18 protein-coding genes are annotated in these 22,689 nt (G+C 62.2%); 9 read left to right on the top strand and 9 right to left on the bottom strand.

What is annotated here, in order from left to right; translation table 11 throughout:
- Positions 1-45: 45 nt before the first annotated feature.
- The gene (locus HHL24_RS14785; protein ID WP_169486202.1) at positions 46-831 is read left to right on the top strand and encodes an IclR family transcriptional regulator; all 786 of its coding nucleotides are present in this window, start codon (positions 46-48) and stop codon (positions 829-831) included.
- Positions 832-870: 39 nt separating this feature from the next.
- Here HHL24_RS14785 and HHL24_RS14780 read toward each other — a convergent pair whose 3' ends face one another.
- Positions 871-1,704, bottom strand: coding sequence for an EAL domain-containing protein (locus HHL24_RS14780; RefSeq protein WP_169486274.1), 834 nt, complete (start codon positions 1,702-1,704; stop codon positions 871-873).
- A gap of 343 nt (positions 1,705-2,047) precedes the next feature.
- Here HHL24_RS14780 and HHL24_RS14775 point away from each other — a divergent pair, with 343 nt between their 5' ends.
- Genes HHL24_RS14775 through fahA form a run of 3 tightly spaced genes read left to right on the top strand, consistent with a single transcriptional unit; the run spans position 2,048 to position 6,131 of the window.
- Positions 2,048-3,412 carry an MFS transporter gene (locus tag HHL24_RS14775; protein WP_169486201.1) on the top strand — a complete coding sequence of 455 codons (1,365 nt, stop codon included), beginning with the start codon at positions 2,048-2,050 and terminating at the stop codon, positions 3,410-3,412.
- A gap of 47 nt (positions 3,413-3,459) precedes the next feature.
- Positions 3,460-4,806: a homogentisate 1,2-dioxygenase gene (gene hmgA, locus HHL24_RS14770; RefSeq protein WP_169486200.1), complete on the top strand. Its 1,347-nt coding sequence runs from the start codon at positions 3,460-3,462 to the stop codon at positions 4,804-4,806.
- Positions 4,803-6,131, top strand: coding sequence for a fumarylacetoacetase (gene fahA, locus HHL24_RS14765; protein ID WP_169486199.1), 1,329 nt, complete (start codon positions 4,803-4,805; stop codon positions 6,129-6,131). Before hmgA ends, fahA begins: the two co-directional genes overlap by 4 nt.
- Positions 6,132-6,268: 137 nt before the next feature.
- On the opposite strand, the gene HHL24_RS14760 is transcribed toward fahA, so the two are convergent.
- The 7 genes from HHL24_RS14760 to HHL24_RS14730 all read right to left on the bottom strand — a co-directional run bounded on the left by HHL24_RS14760 (position 6,269) and on the right by HHL24_RS14730 (position 13,686).
- Positions 6,269-7,204: a PLP-dependent cysteine synthase family protein gene (locus HHL24_RS14760; RefSeq protein WP_169486198.1), complete on the bottom strand. Its 936-nt coding sequence runs from the start codon at positions 7,202-7,204 to the stop codon at positions 6,269-6,271.
- Positions 7,201-8,430: an MFS transporter gene (locus tag HHL24_RS14755; protein WP_169486197.1), complete on the bottom strand. Its 1,230-nt coding sequence runs from the start codon at positions 8,428-8,430 to the stop codon at positions 7,201-7,203. Before HHL24_RS14755 ends, HHL24_RS14760 begins: the two co-directional genes overlap by 4 nt.
- On the bottom strand, positions 8,427-9,233 hold the full coding sequence (locus HHL24_RS14750; protein ID WP_169486196.1) for an alanyl-tRNA editing protein: 807 nt from the start codon (positions 9,231-9,233) through the stop codon (positions 8,427-8,429). Before HHL24_RS14750 ends, HHL24_RS14755 begins: the two co-directional genes overlap by 4 nt.
- Positions 9,234-9,251: 18 nt before the next feature.
- On the bottom strand, positions 9,252-10,070 hold the full coding sequence (locus tag HHL24_RS14745) for a serine O-acetyltransferase (RefSeq protein ID WP_169486195.1): 819 nt from the start codon (positions 10,068-10,070) through the stop codon (positions 9,252-9,254).
- 135 nt (positions 10,071-10,205) lie between these two features.
- Positions 10,206-11,369 carry an MFS transporter gene (locus HHL24_RS14740; protein WP_329606654.1) on the bottom strand — a complete coding sequence of 388 codons (1,164 nt, stop codon included), beginning with the start codon at positions 11,367-11,369 and terminating at the stop codon, positions 10,206-10,208.
- Positions 11,370-11,454: 85 nt separating this feature from the next.
- Entirely contained in the window at positions 11,455-12,621 is a 1,167-nt protein-coding gene (locus HHL24_RS14735) for an MFS transporter (protein WP_169486193.1), read from the bottom strand.
- Positions 12,622-12,861: 240 nt separating this feature from the next.
- Positions 12,862-13,686 carry a crotonase/enoyl-CoA hydratase family protein gene (locus HHL24_RS14730; protein WP_169486192.1) on the bottom strand — a complete coding sequence of 275 codons (825 nt, stop codon included), beginning with the start codon at positions 13,684-13,686 and terminating at the stop codon, positions 12,862-12,864.
- A gap of 76 nt (positions 13,687-13,762) precedes the next feature.
- Here HHL24_RS14730 and HHL24_RS14725 point away from each other — a divergent pair, with 76 nt between their 5' ends.
- The gene (locus HHL24_RS14725) at positions 13,763-14,404 is read left to right on the top strand and encodes a plasmid fertility inhibition factor family protein (RefSeq protein ID WP_169486191.1); all 642 of its coding nucleotides are present in this window, start codon (positions 13,763-13,765) and stop codon (positions 14,402-14,404) included.
- Positions 14,405-14,482: 78 nt separating this feature from the next.
- Here the strand turns inward: HHL24_RS14725 and HHL24_RS14720 are convergent, their stop codons facing one another.
- Positions 14,483-15,481 (bottom strand): 2-hydroxyacid dehydrogenase, encoded by a 999-nt coding sequence (locus tag HHL24_RS14720; protein ID WP_169486190.1) that lies wholly within the window; start codon positions 15,479-15,481, stop codon positions 14,483-14,485.
- 546 nt (positions 15,482-16,027) lie between these two features.
- Here HHL24_RS14720 and aspT (HHL24_RS14715) point away from each other — a divergent pair.
- From aspT (HHL24_RS14715) to HHL24_RS14700, 4 genes are all read left to right on the top strand, one after another.
- On the top strand, positions 16,028-17,713 hold the full coding sequence (gene aspT, locus HHL24_RS14715; RefSeq protein ID WP_169486189.1) for an aspartate-alanine antiporter: 1,686 nt from the start codon (positions 16,028-16,030) through the stop codon (positions 17,711-17,713).
- 130 nt (positions 17,714-17,843) lie between these two features.
- Entirely contained in the window at positions 17,844-19,526 is a 1,683-nt protein-coding gene (gene aspT / locus HHL24_RS14710) for an aspartate-alanine antiporter (protein WP_169486188.1), read from the top strand.
- A 103-nt stretch (positions 19,527-19,629) separates the two neighbouring features.
- The gene (locus tag HHL24_RS14705) at positions 19,630-21,294 is read left to right on the top strand and encodes a bifunctional aspartate transaminase/aspartate 4-decarboxylase (RefSeq protein WP_169486187.1); all 1,665 of its coding nucleotides are present in this window, start codon (positions 19,630-19,632) and stop codon (positions 21,292-21,294) included.
- Between the two features lie 113 nt (positions 21,295-21,407).
- Positions 21,408-22,637 carry a pyridoxal-phosphate-dependent aminotransferase family protein gene (locus tag HHL24_RS14700; RefSeq protein WP_169486186.1) on the top strand — a complete coding sequence of 410 codons (1,230 nt, stop codon included), beginning with the start codon at positions 21,408-21,410 and terminating at the stop codon, positions 22,635-22,637.
- The last annotated feature ends 52 nt before the right edge of the window (positions 22,638-22,689 follow it).

The following is a 22,689-nucleotide window of genomic DNA, read 5'->3' as shown; positions in this document are numbered from 1 at the left end:
TATGCGAAACAATGTTTTGCAAACCACGTCCGAGTGTACCACCCCATGACGCCCATATCTACTCTCTCCGACCCGCTCGACGAGCGCAAATTTGTCGTTGCCCTCGCACGTGGGCTGGACTTGCTGCGCGCGTTCAAGCCGGGCGAAACGATGCTCGGCAATCGCGATTTCGTCGAACGCACGGGTTTGCCGAAGGCGACCGTCAACCGTCTGGCTTACACGCTGACTGTGCTCGGCTATCTGCGGCTCGACGAAACCCTGGGTAAATATGCGCTCGACGCCGGCGTGCTGTCGCTAGGTTTCGCGCTGCTCTCGGGCACCGACACGCTCGAACTCGCGCGTCCGCATATGCGCACCTTCGCCCGCGAAGTAGGCGCGGCGGTGTCGCTCGGATGCCGTGACGGCCTCGACATGATTTATCTGGAGACGATCCGCAGCGAAACCGCGCTGACCCTCGGACTCGCCTCCGGCTCAAAACTGTCGATGCTGACGAGTTCGATGGGGCGCGCGTATCTGGCGGTGCAGCCGTTGGACGTGCGCGCCGCATTGCTGGCCGAGCTTAAGAAGGCCGCGGGCAAAGAGGGCGCTGCGTTGCTGGCAGACGCCGAAAAGGAAATCGAAGCCTTCGCGCGGGAGCGCTGCTGCTATTCGTTCCGCGCGTGGCACGATGACGTGAACGCAGTCGCGGTGCCGTTTCGCGAGCCACGCGAAGGTCGTTGGCTGGTGCTGAGTTGCAGCGGGCCGGCGTCGTCGATGGGGGAGGATGTGTTTCGGGAAAACGTGGCCCCCCGCCTGAAGGCGCTGGCGCGCCGCCTGGGGGATACCGCTTAAAGCGCTTGGCGGCCAAACCAAACCCAAGCTAACTCTTAATCACACCGCACGATCATGATAATGCGCGTTGAACAACGGCCCTTGCACGAAGCGCACATCGTACTGTTGCAACGCGTCGAACTGCGGCTCATCCACCACCCGATTGAAGATCAGCGGAATCCGCAGCCGGCTCGCATAGCCGACTAGCGGCTTTACCATCGCATCGCGCAACGCGATCGCCGCATCCATCTTGATGAAGTCGAGCCGCGCCGTTTCGGATACCGACAGAATCTGCCCCGCGTTCGAAAGATTCCCCGCCACCTTGAAGCCGTAGCGCTGATAACTCTTGGTCAGATAGCCGAGGAATGTCTTATGCGCGACCGCTGCCGCCGGCAACTCGATGACCACTCGCGATGGATTCAATCCGAACGACACCAGCACGCTCGAGAAATGCCGGCCGTGGTCGTACTTGACGCTCTTGAGCAGGCGCTCGTGCACGCGCAGAAACAGTAGTCCGTGACGCTGCGCACCGAAGAAATTGATCGCGTGCAGCGCGCGCGACATGCGGTCTAGCGCGACCAGTTCCTGATCGTCGGCGATACGGTCGAACGGATCGAAGGCATCAAAGGGCGCGCCGTCGAGGCGCTGCGTGACCGCCTGAAACCCGAGCTCATCGCCGAACCGATCCACGCCTTCGGCGCCCGACGACAACGACTGCGCCAACGCATGCACGCTGATATCGAAGATCGGCTCATAGGCGCTGGCGAGCTCGACGCCGCCAAACTGCGCCAGCGCGATCTCGCTATGCACGCCTGTTCCCATCACCAGATGTTCGCCGAGAAACGGGTGATCGGCGGCGCGGGCAATCAGGTTGGGGATGGTCGGCGGAATCATGTAGGCGAATGGATGTCGGTAGGTGCGCACTCGGCGCTCGGCAACGCGACTCGGTTGCGTCATCCACTGATGGTAGCAGTCCGCGCCACGCGCACTTGAACAAAATGCTCATAACGTTATCGGCCGAACGCTTGTCGCCACGGGCTGCCAGGGTTTTCGCGACTAGTTTTCAGGGTATACGTTAATTTCACTATTCGTAATTGGTTTTACTATACGTAAATTGCAGCGCGGCTGCGATGGCGGTTGCGTCTATGTTTCCTTCGCGGGAAAAGGCGCGTTTCCTGATCGCCGGCTGAACCCGCGCCGCGACCGAACAATCCAGTCAGGAAGAGGGGACGCCCCAATGAGTGCCAAACCGGCCGCGGCCGCCGCCAATGTGATCGAAGTCGAGCGCGTGCTCGGCGAAACGCATCACCCCGCATTTCAGTTGATGCTGCTCGTGCTATGCGGGCTGTGCCTCATGATCGACGGCTTCGACGCGCAAGCGATGGGCTACGTCGCGCCGAGCGTGATCGGTGAATGGCATGTCTCGAAGGCGGCGCTCGGGCCCGTGTTCAGCGCCAGTCTGTTTGGCATGTTGCTGGGCGCGTTGAGTTTGTCGGTGCTGGCTGATCGCATTGGGCGGCGTCCGGTATTGATCGGCGCGACGTTTTTCTTCGCGTTGTCGATGCTGGCCACGCCCTTCGTCGCGACGATCCCCGCATTGATCACGCTGCGCTTCATCACCGGCCTCGGGCTCGGCTGCATCATGCCGAACGCGATGGCGCTGGTGGGCGAGTTCTCCACTCCCGCGCATCGCGTCAAGCGCATGATGCTGGTGTCATGCGGCTTCACGCTGGGCGCGGCTTTAGGTGGTTTCATCAGTGCCGCGCTGATTCCGGCGTACGGCTGGCGCGCGGTTTTCTGGGTGGGCGGCGCGATGCCTTTGCTGCTCGCGTTCGCGATGCTGGCGGCGTTGCCGGAGTCGCTGCAATTCCTCGTTCTCAAAGGACGCAGCGATCGCGCGTTGCGCTGGCTCGCAAAGTTCGATCCGACGCTGCCGATCGATGCGAACACGCGTGTTGTCGTGCGTGAGAAGGGCAACGGCGGCGCACCGGTCGCTGAACTGTTCCGTGCGGGCCGTGGCCCTGTGACGCTGATTCTGTGGTCGATCAGCTTCATGAACCTGATCGATCTTTACTTCCTGTCGAACTGGCTGCCCACTGTGATGCGCGATGCCGGTTATTCGCCGGGCACGGCGGTGATCGTCGGCACGGTGCTGCAAACCGGCGGCGTGGTCGGCACCTTGTTGCTCGGCTGGTTCATCGAGCGGTTTGGTTTTGTGCGCGTGCTGTTCGTGTGTTTCGCGGGCGCGGCGCTGGCGGTCGGCACCATCGGTACGGTGGCGCATGCGCTGCCGTGGCTGTTGCTTGTCGTGTTCGCGGGCGGCTTCTGCGTGGTCGGCGGACAGCCGGCGGTCAACGCGCTGGCCGGCCATTTTTATCCGACCACGGTGCGCTCCACCGGCATCGGCTGGAGCCTGGGTATTGGACGCATCGGTTCGGTGATCGGGCCGCTGGTCGGTGGACAGCTGATCGCGCTGAACTGGTCGAACGAATCGCTGTTTCATGCGGCCGCAGTGCCGGTGCTGTGCTCCGCGCTGCTGGTGATCGCGCTAGCGGCGGCGACACGTCAACGCGGCAGCCCATCCGAGCCGCGGACGGCCTGAGATAGATAGCTCACGCCGACAGATCAAGTATTAACGGAGAACCTTGCATGGATACCCCAACCCGCACACCGAATACCGCTAGCTCGCGGCTCGAAATCGAGCCGGGCTATCAGTCGGGCTTCGCCAACGAATTCGCCACGGAGGCCTTGCCGGGCGCGCTGCCCGAAGGCCGCAATTCGCCGCAACGCGCGGCTTATGGCTTGTACGCCGAACAACTGTCGGGCACCGCATTCACTGCGCCGCGTGGACATAACCGCCGTTCGTGGCTGTACCGGATTCGTCCGGCGGCAGTTCACAAGCCATTCACGCAGCTACCGTCGGACCGGCTCGTCGCCAACTTCGCCGAGGTGCCGCCGACGCCGCCCAACCAGTTGCGCTGGGATGCATTGCCGACGCCCGTCGAGCCGACCGACTTCGTGGACGGCTGGGTGACGATGGCGGGCAACGGGTCGGCCGAAGCGATGAACGGCTGCGCGATCCACCTGTACGCAGCGAATCGTTCGATGAAGGACCGCTTCTTCTACAGCGCAGATGGTGAATTGCTGATCGTGCCGCAGGAAGGCCGCCTGCATATCGCCACCGAAATGGGCCAACTCGATGTCGAGCCGTTCGAGATCGCCGTGATCCCGCGCGGCGTGCGCTTCGCGGTAAGCCTGCCGGACGGCACCGCGCGCGGTTATATCTGCGAGAACTTCGGCGCGCTGCTGCGTCTGCCGGATCTCGGCCCGATCGGCTCGAACGGCCTTGCCAATCCGCGCGATTTCCTCACGCCGCATGCCGCGTATGAAGACCGCGAAGGCGACTTCGAACTCGTCGCCAAAATGAACGGCAACCTGTGGCGCGCGGATATCGGTCATTCGCCGCTCGACGTGGTCGCGTGGCACGGCAATTACGCGCCGTACAAATACGATCTGCGCCGCTTCAACACGATTGGATCGATCAGCTTCGACCATCCGGACCCGTCGATTTTCCTGGTGTTGCAATCGCAAAGCGATACGCCGGGCGTCGACACGATCGACTTCGTGATTTTCCCGCCGCGCTGGCTCGCGGCCGAAGATACGTTCCGTCCACCCTGGTTCCATCGCAATGTCGCGAGCGAATTCATGGGCCTCGTGCACGGCGTGTATGACGCGAAGGCCGAGGGCTTCGTGCCGGGCGGCGCGAGTCTGCATAACTGCATGTCGGGCCATGGGCCGGACGCGGACACCTTCGAGAAAGCGTCACATAGCGATACGACCACGCCGAAGAAAGTCGGCGACACGATGGCCTTCATGTTCGAAACGCGCACGCTGATCAAGCCGACCCGTTTCGCGCTCGAAACGGCGCAACTGCAGGCGCATTACTACGAGTGCTGGCAAGGTCTTAAGAAACACTTCAACCCGGAGCAACGATGAACGCTTTGAGCGATCTTCAGGCGACGCTCGATCCGTCGCGCAAGAGCTGGGTCGAGTCGGCGAACGACTCGACCAACGATTTTTCGATCCAGAATCTGCCGTTCGGTATTTTCAGCGATAAGACCAACGGCGCGCGGCGCGTGGGCGTAGCGATTGGCGACGAGATCGTCGATCTGAGTGTCCTCAAGTCTGCCGACTTGCTCAAACTCCCGATCGCCGCGGCCGACCCATTGATTGCGGCGAAGGACCGGGCGTTTGAGCAGGACACCCTCAACGATTTCATCTCGCTCGGCCGCGATGCATGGCGCAGCGTGCGCATCCAGCTGAGCAATCTGCTGACGCGTGACACCGCGACCTTGCGCGACGACGCCGCCTTGCGTTCGAAAGCACTGGTGCGTCAGTCCGATGCGCAACTGCATCTGCCCGTGCAAATCCCGGGTTACACCGATTTCTATTCGTCGAAGGAGCATGCAACGAACGTCGGCTCGATGTTCCGCGATCCGAAGAATGCGCTGTTGCCGAATTGGTCGGAGATGCCGATCGGTTACAACGGCCGCGCATCGTCGGTGGTGGTGAGCGGGACGCCGGTGCGCCGGCCCAACGGTCAGTTGAAACTGCCGGATCAGGAACGTCCGGTGTTCGGCGCATGCCGCAAGCTGGATATCGAACTTGAGACGGGTTTCGTGATCGGTGGCGGCAATGCACTGGGCGAGCCGATTGCCTGTGCCGATGCCGAGGCGCACATCTTCGGCATGGTGCTGTTAAACGACTGGAGTGCGCGCGATATTCAGCAATGGGAATACGTACCGCTCGGTCCGTTCAACGCGAAGACATTCGCGACCACAATCTCGCCGTGGATCGTGACGCTCGAGGCGCTCGAACCGTTCCGCGTAGAGCAGCCGGCGCAGGAGCCGCAACCGTTGGCGTACTTGCGCCACGAAGGCAAGCACGCGTTCGATATTTCGTTGGAAGTGACGCTGCGGCCGCAAAAAGCCAAGCAGGCCACCACCATCTCGCGGACCAACTTCAAGCACATGTACTGGACGATGGCGCAACAGCTCGCGCATCACACGGTATCGGGCTGCAATACGCGAGTTGGGGATCTGATGGGTTCTGGGACGATCAGCGGCCCGACGGCAGACTCGTGCGGCAGCCTGCTCGAGTCCACATGGAACGGCAAGAATCCGTTGGAATTGAAGGAAGGCGGCACACGTGGGTTTATCGAAGACGGCGACGAACTGACGCTGGCTGGCTGGTGCCAGGGTGATGGGTACCGCGTGGGCTTCGGCACATGTGTCGGGGAGATTCTGCCGGCGCAGCGCTAAAACTGCGAGCTTAGGCGGAAGGCCGGCGAACGTGAACTGCAACAAGTTGGGCAGAGATCCGACTTTTGGGGCGCAGTTCAACGACGCCGGCCTTTTCCTTTGATGCGCCTTGCTCATTCGGGAAGCTGGCCTATAAGCTAGCGAACGTACCAAAGGCCGTGGTCGTAGAGAATCGACAGAATTTTGTGATCGTCTGTAGCGCCGCGCGCCAGTGCGTTCGCCACGTAAAGGCATGCGGCAGCAGTATTGCCCGCGAGAAAGCCCGATGTCCGTGCGAAGACTTTGCGCGTCTCCACCACTTCTTCAAATGACACGGTCCGGATGTCGTCAATCAGACTCCAGTCGAGAAACGGCGGTGTGACGCCTACCGCCATTCCTTCGAGCTTGTGATCGGTAAAGATGCCGTTGCGCGAGTCGCATCCTTGCGGTTCCACCAGCACGACCGCGACCGCATACCCTGCCGACTGAAGCGCTTTGGTGATGCCGACCAGACTCGCCCCGGTTCCCGCACATGCCACAAAGGTCAACTTCTTCACTTGAGGCCATGCCTTGAGTTGCGCGGTAATCTCGGGTCCGGTTTCAAATTCATGCGCGGCGACGTTTGCAGCATTGCGAAACTGATCGGTGTAGAAGTAGCTTCGCTCACGCTCTTCCGCGTGGAGTAGATGCCATTCCACGACCTCGCGCGGCGTAGCGCCTCGTTCGAGCATCTCGAGGCCAATGAGACGAACGCCGAATAGTTCGAGGCAGCGGCGTTTGACGGCGCTGAATCCCAACCCGACCGCAAGTTCGACACCGACGCCGTGCGTGTGACATGCGATCGCGAGTCCAAAGCCGAAGTTGCCTCCGGTCTTTTCGATCACCGTGGTCTGGCCAGGAACAATGTTGCCGTTGGCGATCGCATGCCGAACGATAAAGCGGGCCGCCCGCACTTTGTGGCTGCCGCCCGGGTTGTCGCATTCGAACTTGACGAGCAAACCGGGGCGCACTTCGCGAAGCGGTGTGGCGGGGCCAGCTTGCGTGTCGACGGGGATGCAGGCCGGCCGAAGTCTGTCAACCAGCTTCAGCGTCATGTTCGAAGCGCCTCGCCCACAGTCGACCGGGTCTCTCGCATGCAGATCCATGTCAGACAGGCTGCGGCCAGGCACAGCGCCAGGCAGAGCAGGTTGGTGTTCTGCCAACCGATCCAGGCCTGCAGCGGGGCCGGGGAAAACGCACCCGCCGTTGCGAAGATTGCGATAATGGAGTCGTTAATGCCCTGCATGCGGTGGCGATTATGCTCGGTTAGCGTATAGGCCAACAGCGCACCACCGCCGACGTAGCCGAAATTCCAGCCCACGCCGAGCATGATCAGGCCGGCGACGACCGCGCTCAGACCCGAACCCCAAATACCCAACACCGCTGAGCCGGCCAGCAACGCATAACCAGCGAGCAGCGTATTGCGGTGGCCTGCGCGGATCAGAATCGTGCCGGTCACGAAGGATGGCGCGAACATGGCGATGACGTGTCCCTGGATCGCCAGGGAACTCATGTCAAATGACACGCACATTGACTCCATCAGCAGCGACGCTTGAACCATCAGCATATTCATGATGAAGTAGCTGAGCGCCGACGCGACGATTGCGACGATGATGGGTGCAAGACTCATGACGGAGCCCGCCTCGACCGGCTGCACGCCAGTGGCCGCCGCCGCAGCCGGGCGCCAGAGCGCGATGAGCGCGATGGTGGCTAGTCCGAGCAAAACAAAGGATGCGTAGCACAAGGAGAAGGTCGCAAAACCGCTGACATCGCGCAGACCGATCGACAGAAACGGGCCGCTGATTGCGGCGATGATCCCGCCGGCCACGACAAGCGAGACGCCTTTGGGCCGCATCTCGGGTGCGAGTCCGTCAACGGCGGCAAAGCGGTAGAAGTTCGCGAACGCTACATAGACTCCAAGCAACGCGTGTGCGACGACCAGTTGCGCAAAGCTGGCGTGCCTAACGGCGTCGTAGCCAACGCAGCCGGCCGCTATGAGACAGATTGCGCCGAGCAGAAAGCCATTTTTCCGCCCGTAACGACGCATGAAGGTCGCGGCGGGATACGTGGCGAGCGCGACCGCTGCAAACTGGCAGCCGTATGGCACCGTGGCCCACGCGTGGTTCGGCGCGAGCTTGCCGCCGACTAGCGCGGCAATCGTGACGGACACCACGGCGGCTGTCAGGTTCATAGCCTGGCAGAGCGTCAAAAGGTAGGTTGTGCCGGGCAGTTTGCCGAGTCCGATCGAGGCCGGATGTGGCGTGGCGAGAACGCGTTTCATGACGGCTCTCCGCCTGAAGCAATGCCACACGAGCCTGCGTGGAACGACGCGACATTGAAGCGTGCTTCGTCGAATTGACACGACAGGCGTTCTTTGCCCGTGCCCATGCTCTTGCGGCGAACGGCTATGCGTCCGATCGGAGCCGTGTCACCGATGTGCGTGCCGCCGCACGGGATGACGTTGCCTTCGCATGCCCAATATCGCGCGTCGATATGATCGGGGTGTGCGTAAGTCAGAACCGTGCTGCCGCGGGTGACGAAATCATTGGCGATCTGCTCGATGGCTTGCACTTCCTCGGATGTAAAGCGCCGGCTAACCCCGAAATCGAAACGCGCTCCATCGGGGCGAATATGGCAACCGAGTGTCCACGCGAGCGCGTCGGATCGAATTTGTCCGACGCCCAGATACAGCAGGTGCGACGCCGTGTGGCTCAAGGACAACTGTGCTCTGCGGATGCGGTCGATGCCAATCTGCACGGCGTCGCCCGTACGCAGGCTCGCGAGATGCTGAACGTCGTCGGGATGAATCACGTGTTCGACGACCCCGCCTGTTTGAATATCAGGGAAGCCGGCGATGTTCGCTCGTTGCCCGTACATCTTCCGCGCGTGAATGAACCGAATTGCCCTGCCGTCAGATAACGTCAATGTGCCCATGTCGGCCTCCTGGCCGCCACCTTCGGGATAGGCGACGGTGGCAGCCAGTTCAACATAGTTGTTGCCGACCTTTGAAACGAGCGAATCAGTCTGATATAAGAAGGTGTCCGAATAATAGAGTTTTTCGGTCGACCTTGGGAATGAAAGCATGGAGTGAGTAACCTCGCCTTAGAATGTTCGGTCTGGCGCGTGTGGGGCCGCCCCATCACGAACGACTTGTGTCTCTGACCGAAGCGTTACTATTGAACCTGACGCAATGCTGTGCGTGACACAGCAATGGGTGCCGATGAAGACATCGTTTCCGACATGAATGTTGCCGAAAATGCGCGCGAATGCGCCGATCTGTACGCGATCACCCAGCGTGGGATGGCGCTTCACGGACGAATTGCCGGCGATACCCGCTGCCCCTAACGTGACGCCGCCAAGCATGTAGCAATCGTCGCCGATCACGCTGGTCTCGCCGATGACTACTCCCCAGCCGTGGTCAAGAATGAATCGCCGGCCGATTTCGCTGCGGGGATGAATTTCTGCACCGGACAGAAGCTTGCCGCGATTACAGATGAGCGAGGCGTAGGCTTCCCATTCCTGGCGTGAGAAGGTGTCGAGACTGTTGATAGTCAGCAACGCGTGGGCGAGGCGGTAATGCAGCGTCGCTTTGTATGACGTGGATCCTGCTAGCGTGGCATGCCATGAGCCTCGCTGGGCAGGGTCTTTGGAAACGAATGCATGCAGATCTTCGTGGGCGACATTGCAGGCGTGGGTAAAGCAGGGATGCGCCAGAATCGCCCTGGTCAGCTTGGGCGGCGTGCACTCCATCAAAGCGGCCCGCAGCAGCGTGGCTACGGCTTGGTACGATTCCGAGCTTGCGTGGCCGACCCGATCGTCTGCATCACCGTCTGCGACCGATACTTCTCTGGTTCCCTGCGAAGCAAGACGAATGGGTCGCAGCGCTTCAGAATCTCCAGCTGAAACTAAGACATCTCTCATACTTTCTTAATTTATATAGGAATGCGTATGGATGAGTGTGCCTGACTCTGCCACGATTTTGTTGTGAGAAATTTCCCAAAATGACTGAGCGTTGAGTTCCCCCTCAACGGGGGCAGGGGTGCCGCTGTTCACCGCCTATCTAACCATTCCCCGCGCAAGGCTCCGTCGCCGCTCCCATCCAACCGCCGCCAGAAATGCCACTGCCCCGGCGAGCAGCACCCCCACCATCGCATCGTTGCCTACTCCCTTCATCAACGCCCCAGCCACCAACGGCCCACCGAAACTGGCCGCGCTCCACGACGCCCCCACCAGCGAACTCGCCGACACCAGCGCGACGCCGCGAAACCGCTCGCCGCAGGCGACCAGCGACAGCGTATAGATCGCCCCAGCCGCCGCGCCGAGCACATACAACAGTGGCCAGCACAGCCACGGCGACGTAATCGCCCAAGGCAGGAACGGCAGCAACACCACGACGATCAAACCGCAGCCGATATGCACGCGTTCGCGGCCAAGCCGGTCGGCGAGCCAGCCGATCGGAAACTGCATCGTCGTATCGCCGAGCAGAAGGGCTGACGCGAACAGCACGGCCACTTCGCTCGTGATGCCATGCGACATCGCGAAGAGCGGCAGCAGCGACAGCGCGATCGTGTCGAACAACGCGAAAAACCCCGTGCCGATCACGAGTGCGGGCATCTGCGGCAACACATGGCGCCAGCTGCCGTGAGCGGCGTGTTCATCCTCCGACGCTTGCGGTGTCTTGCGGATGCTGGCGAGCGCCGGCAAAGCCAGCAGGAAGATCGCGCCGCAGATCAGGAAACGCCAGTGTATGAAGTCGTCGATCTGGCTCACCAGCACCGGGCCGGCCATCTGGAACAGCGTGAAGTTGGTTGCGTAGATCGCGACGACGCGGCCGCGCGTGGCGTCGTCGGCGAGTTGGTTGACCCATGCTTCGCCGATGGTGAAGAGCAGCATCAGCGCCGCGCCGCACATCACGCGCAGCACCGCCCATAGCCACAGGTTCGAGGTGAGTTGCATCAGCGCGGTTGCCAGCGCAACCACCAGCACCGCGCCGACGATCACCTGGCGGCCGCCGAAGCGCGCCGCAATCCAGGCTGCCACCGGCACGACGATAAGGCCGCCGCCCGCTTGCGCGGCGGTCAGCAGGCCGACCACGTCGGTACCGTAGCCAGCTTGCGTGAGCGCGAGGGCGGTGAGCGGAAGCGTGGCGCCGCTGCCGAGTCCGACCACGGCGACGCTGAGAATGAGAGCGAGGAAATCGCGCGTGAGAATGACTTTCATCGGGCGAGATGCTACTACGGTCTCACCCCAAGCGATCGACCATTCCGTCGCAGCTTCAACCAACGGGCATAAGCGCGGAAAGGGTCTACCCCGCCACCGCCATCCGTTGCGCGCGCCGGTCGATCGACACCGACCACAGCGTCAGCGCTAGCGCACCGATCGAAATCGCCACGCCGACCCACGGCAGCGTGGTGAGTGGCGCGCCTGCGCCGATCGCCATGCCGCCGAGCCACGCACCCGTTGCATTGCCGAGGTTGAACGCGCCTTGATTCAGGGTCGAGGCCAGATTCGGCGCATGGCTCGCGCGGTCGACGATCAACATTTGCAGCGGCGGCACGATCGCGAAGGCCAGAATGCCCCACACGAAGATCGTGATCATGGCCGGGATCTCAGCGTGCATCGTGCCGGCGAAAATGGTCAGGATCACGACGATCGCCAGCAGAAACGCAACCAGCGAGGGCATCAGCCGCCAGTCCGCGAGCTTGCCGCCGAGCGTGCTGCCCACCGTCAAGCCGAGGCCGAACAGCAACAGCACGAACGTGACCGCGTGCGGCGTGAAACCGCTCACGTCTTCGAGAATCGGCGTGATATAGGTGAAGGTGGAAAACAGGCTGGCCGACGCGAGCACGCTGATGCCGAGCACCATCAGCACTTGCGGGTTCTTCAGCACGCTGAACTCGCGCACGAGGCTCGCCTTCTGCATTTCAATCTTCGCCGGCAGGCATACCGCGAGCGCGAGCGCAGCGAGGATGCCGATGCCCGTGACCGCCCAGAAGGTGGCGCGCCAGCCCACCGCCTGACCGAGCGCGGTGCCGAGCGGCACGCCGAGCACGTTGGCGAGCGTCAAGCCGGTGAACATCAGCGCAATCGCCTGCGCGCGGCGGTTCGGCGCGACCAGACCGGCCGCGACCACCGAACCGATGCCGAAGAACGCACCATGGCAAAACGCCGTGACGATGCGCGCGGCCATCAGCACCGCGTAGCCTGGCGCGATCGCGCACAGCAGATTGCCGACGATAAACACGCCGATCAGGCTCATCAACGCCTTCTTGCGCGGCATGTTGGCCACGGCGATCGCGACGATCGGCGCGCCGATGGTGACGCCGAGCGCATAAGCCGACACCAGCATGCCGGCCGCCGGGATCGACACGGACAGATCGCGCGCGACATCGGGCAGCAGCCCCATGATCACGAATTCAGTGGTACCGATTCCAAAAGCGGCAACGGCGAGGGCGAGCAGAGGTAAAGGCATGGTGACGGAGCGTGAATCGGCGCGACGGGAAGCGTCGTGCGGCAGGCGCGCATTTTTCGGGGCGAGAACGCATGCGCCATGCGAGGGGAAAGCAGTAGGGGATTCTACCTAAGTCAAAACACCCTTGCTGAGCGTCACGCCGGTTGTTGTTTTTCGCTGAAAGCTACCTTGGAGTGTGCTTTGAAGCGCCGCTTTGCCGTGCCGCCTTCCCGTTCACCGTTCCAGCCGAATGGCATTGTTTTACGGCGCGCTTTCGTCTGACTTGAAAGTATTGCCATGACGGCCGGCGCCGTCGGCGAAACGTGCGGCGCCTGTAACGCCCTCGTCGAATACCGCCTGATAGCCGCCGGCGCTTTCTCGCCGCAGCGCGAGAGCGAGATCCTCTAGCGTGCTGTTTTCCAACGCGGAGCGGCGGTCCGCCAGCAGCGCCGCCTGCGGAAAGGCCGCCAGTTCAGCGGCCAACCGTTCCGCCGCCGACCGGGCTTCGCCCTTGCGCACGACACGGTTGGCGAGACCGAAGCCGAGCGCTTCCTGCGCGTCCACCGCGCGGCCGGTCAGAATCAGGTCGAGCGCCCGCGACAGCCCGATCAGACGCGGCAAACGGATCGTGCCGCCATCGATCAGCGGAATCCCGATGCGCCGGCAGAACACGCCAAGCACGGCATCTTCTTCGACGACGCGCAGATCGCACATCGCGGCCAGTTCGAGGCCACCCGCGACCGCATACCCGGCAATCGCGGCGATCACCGGTTTGTTGAAGCTCATGCGCGTCGGCCCCATCGGGCCAGCACCGCTGCCGTCGGCGTGCAGTTCATTGCGGCGGGTCTCGTCGGCGAGCGCGGTGAGATCCGCGCCGGCGCAGAAAGTGCCGCCCGCGCCGAACAGCACGGCCGCGCGCCATGCCGGCTCCGCTTCGAAGCGACGGAAGGCGGCGCTGAGCGCATCCGCGGTAGGGCGGTCGACGGCGTTACGCCGCGCGGGCCGTTCGAGCACGATAGTGGCGACGCCGGTGTCCTCATTGGCTTCGATGCGCACGTGTTCATTTAAATTTTGCGTGGTTATCATCGTTGTGTCCGTAAAGGTTTGCGTCCGGTCACTCGGGCCGGGTGCTCATGCAGTGCGATTAATAGCGTTGGTTGTCATGCAACTTTCACAATCGGCTCGTAGCGTTAGCGCTCTCTTAACGCGCTGGCGTTTTTTTGCTGGCTTATCGAGCCTGCCTTTGCCCTTGTCCAATTCATCGCCCGCAGCCGTGCCGGCCTCTGCCGAGACGGTCTGGACCGTGCCCCTGCATGAACATCCATGGTACGACCATGTGCGCCTGAAACGCGTCTTCGTGGCTGACGGTACGCGCCATCAAGTGGTCATGGTCGACGTGCGCAAGCTGCTGGAATGCGCGGATCGCGACAACACCGATTACGTGCTGAAGCCGGTTGCCGAATGGCATGCGGGCAAGGTGCGTGGCATTCGCGAGTTTCTCGATCCGGACAACCCGCGCATCCCGCAGATGCCGTACGTGACGATCTCCGCGCGTCGCGCACCGGGTCTGCTGGGCTGGTTCGGTCTCGAGCGCGAAGGCGTGGTGGCGTTTCGCAACGGACAGCATCGCGCGCGCTATCTGGCCGATGCGGGCGCGCGCTGGTTTCCGGTGGAAGTGCACGAGCGCGAGGCGGCCTTGCTGCGTGAGATGTGCGGCGCAGCGGACGACGCCCGCACGGCGATCCGCCCGACCACGGTGGATGGCGGCGCGGATGCGGTGGCCGGCGACAGTCCGCCCCGGTGAAGCAGATGCGAGGCGGGGTGTAGGACGACTCCCCGCTCGCACTATCAATGCCGGGACGGGCAATGGGAGGAGGCCTGGCTAGCCGCGCGCCTGCACGACATTGCGCGGCGTGCCGGCCTGCCATGCCGCGACGTTATCGAGCGTGGTCTGCGCGATCTCGTTCATCGCCTCGCGCGTGAAGAATGCCTGGTGCGCGGTGACGATCACGTTCGGGAACATCAACAGACGTGCCAGTACGTCGTCCTGCAACGGCAGGTTCGAGTGGTCCTCGAAAAAGAGGCCGCCTTCTTCCTCGTACACGTCGAGCCCGAGATGGCCGAGCTGGCCGTCCTTCAACGCGCCGATCAGCGCATTGCTTTCGACAAGGCCGCCGCGCCCGGTATTGATCAGCATCGCGCCACGCTTCATTTTCGCGAGCGCGGACCCGTCGATCAGATGGTATGTGCCGGACACCAACGGACAATGCAGGCTGACGACGTCGCTTTCAGCCAGCAGCGTGTCGAGCGGCACGTAGCGCGCACCGAGCGCGAGCAGATCCTCGGCCGGTGTGCCGGGATCATGGGCGAGCACCTGCATGCCGAAGCCCGCCATGATGCGGCCGAACACGCGGCCGATCATGCCGGTGCCGATCACGCCCACCGTCTTGCCGTGCAGGTCGAAGCCGAGCAGCCCGTGCAGCGAGAAATCGCCTTCACGCGTGCGCGCGACCGCGCGCGGCAAACGCCGGTTCAGCGCCAGAATCAGGCCAACCGCATGTTCGGCAACCGCGTGCGGCGAGTAGGCCGGCACCCGGGCAACTGTCATGCCGAGGCGCTCGGCCGCAGCCAGGTCGACGTGATTGAAGCCCGCCGAGCGCAGCGCGATCATGCGCGTGCCGCCGGCATGGAGGCGCTCCAGCACCGCGGCGTCGACGTTGTCGTTGACGAACGGGCAGACCACTTCATAGCCCCGCGCCAGGACCGCGGTTTCGACATCGAGGTGCGATTCCTGGAAGTGCAGTTCATAGCGATGCGTGCCGTTGGCCTCGGCGAACGTGTCGCTGTCGTATTGGCGGCTGCTGAACAGGATCATGCGCATGAATGGCTCCAGAGAAAGCGTGCCGCCGTGGCGAATATCGAGTCACGGCGCAGCATGCGGGCAGGTCAGTATATCGGCGCTTTGTGGTAATTTCCGCCGCTTGCGATGCGCGATCCAAAAACCATTTCGACCTTTACTAAAGATCATCTTTTGCGTAGTGAAAACGTCCGCAATTCAAAATCATATTGACGGCGATGCCGAACTACAATATTTTTTAAAAAAGAAGTCTCAAAAATGCATGAACATATCGTGTTGAAAATTGGCCATTAGTAGGGTATGGCATTTTTCACTGCGTTAGACAACTTCGCGAGGAATGTGTGACTGTCGAGCTTGCTGAAAAGTATTTCGTTTTTCGTCGCTGCATTGCAGCATGTCTTTTCTGACGCCAAGTCGCGTCATGCCATTGCCATAAAGTTTCCATTCACCGGAATCCGCTTATGCCGGATGCTTCATTTCTGAGTCATGGCGGCCCGGATCGAATTCGCTTCAAATTCCAGAGAGATTTTTTCAGCTTTCTGCTAATAAACCGTAAATCGGCGAGCCAACATGATCGGTGAATTGCTGAGGTCTCAACCGGAGATCGCGCTGTTCGCAAGCCTTGCAATCGGATATTTCATTGGTTCGTTTCGTGTGGGGCCAATTCAACTCGGGGGCGTTTGTGGCACGTTAATCGTGGCCTTGTTATTGGGTCAGACCGGCGCGCGGCTTGCCCCCGACCTGAAGAACATCGCGTTTGCGCTGTTCATCTTCGCGCTGGGCTTCACCGGCGGGCCGCAGTTCTTTGCCAACATTGGCCGGGGCTGGCGCTATGGCTTGCTGTCGGTGGTCGAGATCGTGTCGGTGCTGGTGCTGATCATGATCGCGGTCCTCGTGATGCGGCTCGACGCCGGCACGGCGGCCGGCTTGCTGGCCGGCGCCGCGACGGAGTCGGCCGTGATCGGCACGGCTTCAGAGGCGATTGCCAAACTTGGCTTCAGCGACGCAGAGACGCTGCGTCTGCAGGCCAACATCGTGACCGCGTACAGCGTGAGCTACCTGTTTGGCCTGATTACCATCGTCCTGTTTACCAGCCAGTTCGCGCCGCTGCTGTTGCGCGTCAACTTGCGCGAAGAAGCCGAGCGCGTGTGGCGCAAGCTCGGCGGCGACGGTGCCTTCGGCGAGGGGCAGCGGGCCGCGGCGCCGGCGCTTGTGGGCCGCGCGTTCCGGGTCGGCGCGACGGCGGCCGGTGGGACGATCCATGTATTCGAACAGACGCATGGCTTCAACCTGACCATCGAGGGGGTCCGGCGCAACGGAGCCAACGTGCCGGTCGAGCCGCAACTGTCGTTGGCCGCCGGCGACCTGATCCTCGTGGCCGGGCGGCGCGAAGCGATCGTGGCCGCGGCTGCCAGCCTCGGCGAAGAAGTGGCGGATGCCGGCTTCGGCCAACTCATTGCGGAGAAGCTCGATGTCGTGCTCACGCGCAGCGAGGCGCACGGTCTGACGGTCGCGCAGGTGCGCGAACGGGCAAAGCCGGAAGAAGGGCGCGGCGTCTATATCGCGGCTGTCACGCGGCTCGAAACCACGGTGCCCGCACTGCCCGGCACCGAGCTCAATCGCGGCGACGTGCTGACGCTGGTGGGCGCGAAGGCCGACGTCGAGCGTGGTGCGCGGCGTCTGGGCTACGTGCTCCCTGCGACACAGAAAACCGACTTCGTTTATCTCGGCCTGGGTGTGCTGGTCGGCATGGCGATCGGCCATATCGGCGGACGCATCGGCGGTGTATCGATCGCGCTCGGCACGGGCGGCGGCTGCCTGCTGTCGGGGCTGTTCTTCGGCTGGATCCGTTCGCGCCATCCGTTAGTCGGTTCGTTGCCTTCGGCTGCCGCGCAGATTCTCAAGGACTTCGGTCTTGCCACCTTCATTGCCGCCGTCGGTCTGTCGGCGGGACCCGATGCCATCAAGCTGGTGCGCGAATACGGTCTGGCGCTGCCGGTCGCCGGCATCCTGATGGTGCTCGTGCCCGGTTTGCTGTCGCTCTGGATCGGCCGCGTATTTCTCAAGCTCGAAGCACCCATGCTGCTCGGCGCCATTGCCGGACAGCAATGCAGCACGCCGGCGATCAGCGCGCTGGTTGGCGTGACCGGCAATTCGACGCCTGTGATCGGCTACACGATCACCTATGCACTCTCGAACATTCTGTTGCCGTTGATGGGGCCGGTCGTGGTCGGCCTCGCCGGGAAATTCGGCTAGACGGCTAGGGGCTTCGCGCGGCGTGGCGCGCAGTCGACCGCATGCGGATGCCGTGAGGTCCGTATGCACATGCAGCACGCAGCACGCAGCACGCAGCACTCAGTATCGCAAACTATCCAGCGAGGGCACGATGGACTGGCTACACCATATTTTTCAGAAATCACCCGAGATCGCGCTGTTTCTGTCGCTTGCAGTCGGTTACTTCATCGGGCAGATCAACTTCGGCAAATTCCAGTTAGGCGGCGTAGGCGGTTCATTGCTGGCCGCGGTCGTGATCAGTCAGGCGGGCGTGACGATCGACAACGGCGTGAAATCGGTGATGTTCGCCGTATTCATTTACGCGGTCGGCTACGACTCCGGGCCGGGCTTCTTCAACTCGCTGAACCGCAAGACGCTGCGTGAGATCGCGATGGCGGTGTTTCTTGCCGTCTCCGCGCTGATCACCGTGGTGGTTTGCGCGAAGCTGTTCCATCTGAACAAGGGTCTTGCTGCAGGGCTCGCGGGTGGTGCGCTGACGCAGTCGGCGATTATCGGCACGGCCGGCGACGCAATCGCGCGTCTCGGTCTGCCCGCCGATCAGGTCAAGTCGCTGCAATCGGACGTGGCGATTGCCTACGCGGTGACCTACGTGTTCGGCTCGCTCGGCGCGATTATCGTCTGCGTGAACATCCTGCCGAAGTTCATGGGGCAAGGGTTGCGAGAGGCGTCGATCGAAGCGGAGCGTGAACTGTCTTCAGGTGCGTCTTCACTCGGCGTGGGGCAAATTCGTGCGTTGCCCGAACTGGTGGGGCGTGCGTACAAGATCGATGTCAGCGCCGGCAAAACGGTCAAGGCAGTCGAGACACAGCATCAGGACATGTTGACGATCGAGCGGATCAAGCGTGATGGTAAGAACCTCGATCCGACGCCCGATCTGGCGTTGCAACTTAACGACGAAGTGCTGGTGGTGGGGCGCCGTGAGGCAGTGGTCGCATTCGGCGCGAACGGCAACGAGATCGCCAACGTCGACGACATTGGCGTCGTGATGCAGACGCGCGAAGGCGTGTTCACCCGCAAGGGCATGAACCACACGACGATCGCCGCTGCACGCGAAGTCGTGGATCGCGACATGCGCCACGGCGTCTATCTCCAGAGCGTCTCGCGTGCCGGCCAGCCGCTGCCGGTCCTGCCCGAGACCAAGCTCGAGCACGGCGACGTCATCACCTTCTACGGTTCGCCTAAAGACACCAAGCGCGCCGTCGATGCAGCCGGCTACGAACTCCCGTACAGCAACAAAACCGACTTCATCTACATGGGCGTCGGCCTTGTACTCGGTCTGCTGATCGGCCTGATCGTCCTCAACGTGGGCGGTATTCCGCTCACGCTCGGTTCGGGTGGCGGCTGTCTGCTGGCCGGTTTGCTGTTCGGCTGGATGCGCGGCAAGCATCCGATGTACGGCGCGATGCCGGCGGCGGCTTCGCAGTTGCTGAAGGACTTCGGTCTCGCGGCGTTCGTCGCGGTGGTCGGCCTGAATTCCGGCTTGCAGGCGGTTGTGACGGTCAAGCAGAGCGGCATGACGATCTTCCTGCTCGGCGTGTTCGTGACGTTGTTCCCGTTGTTGCTGACCATGCTGTTTGGCCGCTACGTGCTCGGCTACAAAAACGCGGCGATTCTGGCCGGCGCGCTATCCGGCTCGCGCAGTGCCAACCCGGCATTCGGCGGTGTGCTCGACAAGGCGGAAAGCGCCGTGCCGACCGTGCCGTTCGCAATCACGTATGCGATTGCGAACGTCGCATTGACGCTGCTCGGACCGCTCGTGGTCGGACTGGTTTAGCCTGGTTTAGCTCACGTATTTATCGATTTCTCTGACGCCGGCGGCAACAGAACGTGTCACTCGCGACGCCGGCGTCATTCACTTGCACATTGGAGAACGCATCATGGCAAAAGAGAAAAGCGGCAAGAAACAAGGCGACATGGCTCAAGCCGGCTTTGCGGCGCTCAGCCCGTTCGAACTCAAGGACGAACTGATCAAGGCCGCCGGTGGCGGCGCGGTAGAGCGTGCCGCTAATGCTTCGATGCTCAACGCCGGGCGCGGCAATCCGAACTTCCTCGCGACGATTCCGCGCCACGGCTTCTGGCAACTCGGTCTCTTTGCAATGCGCGAATCGGAGCGTTCGTTCGCCTACATGCCGGAAGGCGTAGGCGGCTTCCCGCGCCGCGAAGGGCTCACGGAGCGCTTCGATCTGTTCCTGCGCGAAAACAAGGGCGTACCCGGTATCGACTTTCTGCGCGGCGCGATCTCGTATGTGCGCGACCAGCTCGGACTCTCCGCGGGCGACTTCCTCTATGAAATGTGCGAGGGGATTCTCGCATCGAACTATCCGGTGCCGGACCGGATGCTCAAGTTGTCCGAACTGATTGTCGGGCAGTATCTGCGCAAGGAAATGATCGGCAACCATCCGTTTGTCGGCGAGTTCGACGTGTTCGCCGTGGAGGGCGGCACGGCGGCGATGACGTACATCTTCAACACGATGCGCGAGAATCACCTGATCAAGCCGGGTGACACGATTGCGCTCGGCTTGCCGATCTTCACGCCGTACATCGAAATCCCGCGCCTCAACGACTATCAGCTGAACGTCGTCAATCTCGAAGCCACGGTCGAAAGCGGCTGGCAGTATTCGAAGAAAGAACTCGACAAGCTGCGCGATCCGAAGGTGAAAGCGTTCTTCCTCGTGAACCCGAGCAACCCGCCTTCGGTGAAGATCAACGACGAGAGCCTTCAATACATCGCCGACATCGTCAAGGAACGTCCCGATCTGATTCTGTTGACCGACGACGTGTACGGCACCTTTGCCGATGACTTCGTCTCGCTGTTCGCGCTCGCGCCGAAGAACACCATCCTCGTGTACTCGTACTCGAAGTATTTCGGCGCGACTGGCTGGCGTCTGGGCACCATCGCGACGCATCGCGACAACGTGCTCGACAGGCTGATTGCCGAATTGCCGAAGGACGCGAAGAAGCAGTTGCACGAGCGCTACGAGTCGATCACGACCGAACCGGACAAGCTGAAGTTCATCGATCGCCTGGTCGCCGACAGCCGCACCGTCGCGCTGAATCACACGGCGGGTTTGTCGACGCCGCAGCAGGTGCAGATGGTGCTGTTCTCGTTGTTCGCGCTGATGGACACGCCCGATGCGTACAAGAACGCGTTGAAGCGCCTGATCCGCAAGCGCAAGCAGGCACTGTATGAAGAGGTCGGCATTTCGTTTGAGGACGACGATCCGAACCAGGTCGATTACTACACGATTCTCGACATCGAGTTTCTCGGCGAGCGCATGTTTGGGCGCGAGTTCGTCGACTGGCTGCTGAAGAACACCGAGCCGTCCGAACTGTTGTTCCGCCTCGCGCGTGAGGCGCGCGTGGTGCTGTTGCCGGGACGCGGCTTCGGTACGCAGCATCCGTCGGGACGGGTGTCGCTGGCGAATCTGAACGAGTCGGACTATCGGCAGATCGGCCGCGCGATGCGCAAGCTGATCGAGGAATATGTCGAGCGGTATAACGCGGCAACCGGCAAGAAGCTCGATAAGACCAAGGTGAAGTGACAAACTCCTTGCGCAATTGCGCGGATCGGTGAATGATCGGACAAGCGGCCCCGCCAGTGTCATTGCTGGCGGGGCCGCTTGTCCCTTTGCGCCCTGACATTCACGTACCGATCATGCCGACTTCATCCACATCTGCCGTACCCGTTTCCTACGCTGTGCCCTGTCCGGTTGTCGAATCGCTCGACGCCATTCTTCCCGAAGAGCCGTTGCTGATGATGGGCGCCGGCCCCGTGCCGATTCCCGCGGCGGTTGCCAAGGCCAACACGATCGTGATCAATCACCTGGGCGGCACGATGGTGAAGGTGATCGGCCAGGTGAAGACCATGGCGCGCTACGTATTCCAGACGAATTCGAAGTGGGTGCTGGGCGTGGCCGGTCCGGGTTCGGCCGCGATGGAAATGGCGATCTCCAACCTCGCGTGGGAAGGCACGCGGGTGCTGAGCATCAGGAACGGTTTTTTCAGCGAGCGGATGGCGGAGATGGGACGGCGCGTCGGCGCGCACGTCGCGATGCTCGACGTCGAGGACGGCACGGTGGCGAGCCTCGAAAAGGTCGCCGAGGCGATTCGTCGCGAGCGGCCGGAGATCGTCACGGTGGTGCAGGGCGAGACGTCCAATACCGTGTGGAACCATCATTTGAAGGACATTGCGGCGCTCGCGAAAGCAGCCGGTGCGCTGGTTATTGTCGATGCTGTGTGTACGCTGAGCACGATGCCGCTGGAGATGGACGCGTGGGGTATCGACGCGGTGATTACGGGTGGGCAGAAGGGCTTGTCTTCAATCCCGGGTGTCTCGCTGATCGCGTTTTCGGATGAGGCATGGGCGCGGGTGAAGGGCCGCACGGCGCCGAATGCGCATTGGTGTCTTGATGCATCGCTGGCGGAAAATTTCTGGCACAACGCGGGCTATCACTACACGGCGCCGGTGTCGGGCGTGCTCGCGTTGCATGAGGCGTTGCGGCTTGTGTGTGCGGAGACGCTCGAAAAGCGCTTTGCGCGGCACTTGAAGTGCTCGGTGGCGCTTCAGGCGGGGATCACCGCGCTGGGCTTGCAACTCTATGCCCCGGCGCCTTGCCGCCTGAACTCGGTGGTCGGCATCGTCGTGCCGGAGCGGTTAAGTCCTGCTGATATCTGTGGCCACATCTCGCGGCATCACCAGGTGGAAATCTCGGGTTCGTTTGGTTTGCCGATCGTTCGGATTGGGCAGATGGGCGAGCAGTGCCGGGAGCACAACCTGTTCAGAACCTTGCACGCGCTCGGGCGAACGATGGTGGATCTTGGGGTTAAGGTTGAGTTGCCGGCTGGCGTGGCGGCGCTAGAGCGTGGGTTGTCGGAAGGGAAGTGAGGGTTTTGCCTTTGGCGGCGCTTGTTCGTCTGTATGCCTAAGGCGGTGGCCT

Origin of the sequence: Paraburkholderia polaris, assembly GCF_012927345.1 — a bacterium.
In the GTDB taxonomy this organism is placed as follows: domain Bacteria; phylum Pseudomonadota; class Gammaproteobacteria; order Burkholderiales; family Burkholderiaceae; genus Paraburkholderia; species Paraburkholderia polaris.
Note: the sequence above shows the minus strand (reverse complement) of the source record. Positions and strands in the feature narration are given on the sequence as shown.

Coding starts and splice junctions, on each gene's coding strand:
- HHL24_RS14785 (WP_169486202.1), top strand. CDS start 46: ATGACGCCCATATCTACTCTCTCCGACCCGCTCGACGAGCGCAAATTT.
- HHL24_RS14780 (WP_169486274.1), bottom strand. CDS start 1,704: ATGATTCCGCCGACCATCCCCAACCTGATTGCCCGCGCCGCCGATCAC.
- HHL24_RS14775 (WP_169486201.1), top strand. CDS start 2,048: ATGAGTGCCAAACCGGCCGCGGCCGCCGCCAATGTGATCGAAGTCGAG.
- hmgA (WP_169486200.1), top strand. CDS start 3,460: ATGGATACCCCAACCCGCACACCGAATACCGCTAGCTCGCGGCTCGAA.
- fahA (WP_169486199.1), top strand. CDS start 4,803: ATGAACGCTTTGAGCGATCTTCAGGCGACGCTCGATCCGTCGCGCAAG.
- HHL24_RS14760 (WP_169486198.1), bottom strand. CDS start 7,204: ATGACGCTGAAGCTGGTTGACAGACTTCGGCCGGCCTGCATCCCCGTC.
- HHL24_RS14755 (WP_169486197.1), bottom strand. CDS start 8,430: ATGAAACGCGTTCTCGCCACGCCACATCCGGCCTCGATCGGACTCGGC.
- HHL24_RS14750 (WP_169486196.1), bottom strand. CDS start 9,233: ATGCTTTCATTCCCAAGGTCGACCGAAAAACTCTATTATTCGGACACC.
- HHL24_RS14745 (WP_169486195.1), bottom strand. CDS start 10,070: ATGAGAGATGTCTTAGTTTCAGCTGGAGATTCTGAAGCGCTGCGACCC.
- HHL24_RS14740 (WP_329606654.1), bottom strand. CDS start 11,369: ATGAAAGTCATTCTCACGCGCGATTTCCTCGCTCTCATTCTCAGCGTC.
- HHL24_RS14735 (WP_169486193.1), bottom strand. CDS start 12,621: ATGCCTTTACCTCTGCTCGCCCTCGCCGTTGCCGCTTTTGGAATCGGT.
- HHL24_RS14730 (WP_169486192.1), bottom strand. CDS start 13,686: ATGATAACCACGCAAAATTTAAATGAACACGTGCGCATCGAAGCCAAT.
- HHL24_RS14725 (WP_169486191.1), top strand. CDS start 13,763: ATGCAACTTTCACAATCGGCTCGTAGCGTTAGCGCTCTCTTAACGCGC.
- HHL24_RS14720 (WP_169486190.1), bottom strand. CDS start 15,481: ATGCGCATGATCCTGTTCAGCAGCCGCCAATACGACAGCGACACGTTC.
- aspT (WP_169486189.1), top strand. CDS start 16,028: ATGATCGGTGAATTGCTGAGGTCTCAACCGGAGATCGCGCTGTTCGCA.
- aspT (WP_169486188.1), top strand. CDS start 17,844: ATGGACTGGCTACACCATATTTTTCAGAAATCACCCGAGATCGCGCTG.
- HHL24_RS14705 (WP_169486187.1), top strand. CDS start 19,630: ATGGCAAAAGAGAAAAGCGGCAAGAAACAAGGCGACATGGCTCAAGCC.
- HHL24_RS14700 (WP_169486186.1), top strand. CDS start 21,408: ATGCCGACTTCATCCACATCTGCCGTACCCGTTTCCTACGCTGTGCCC.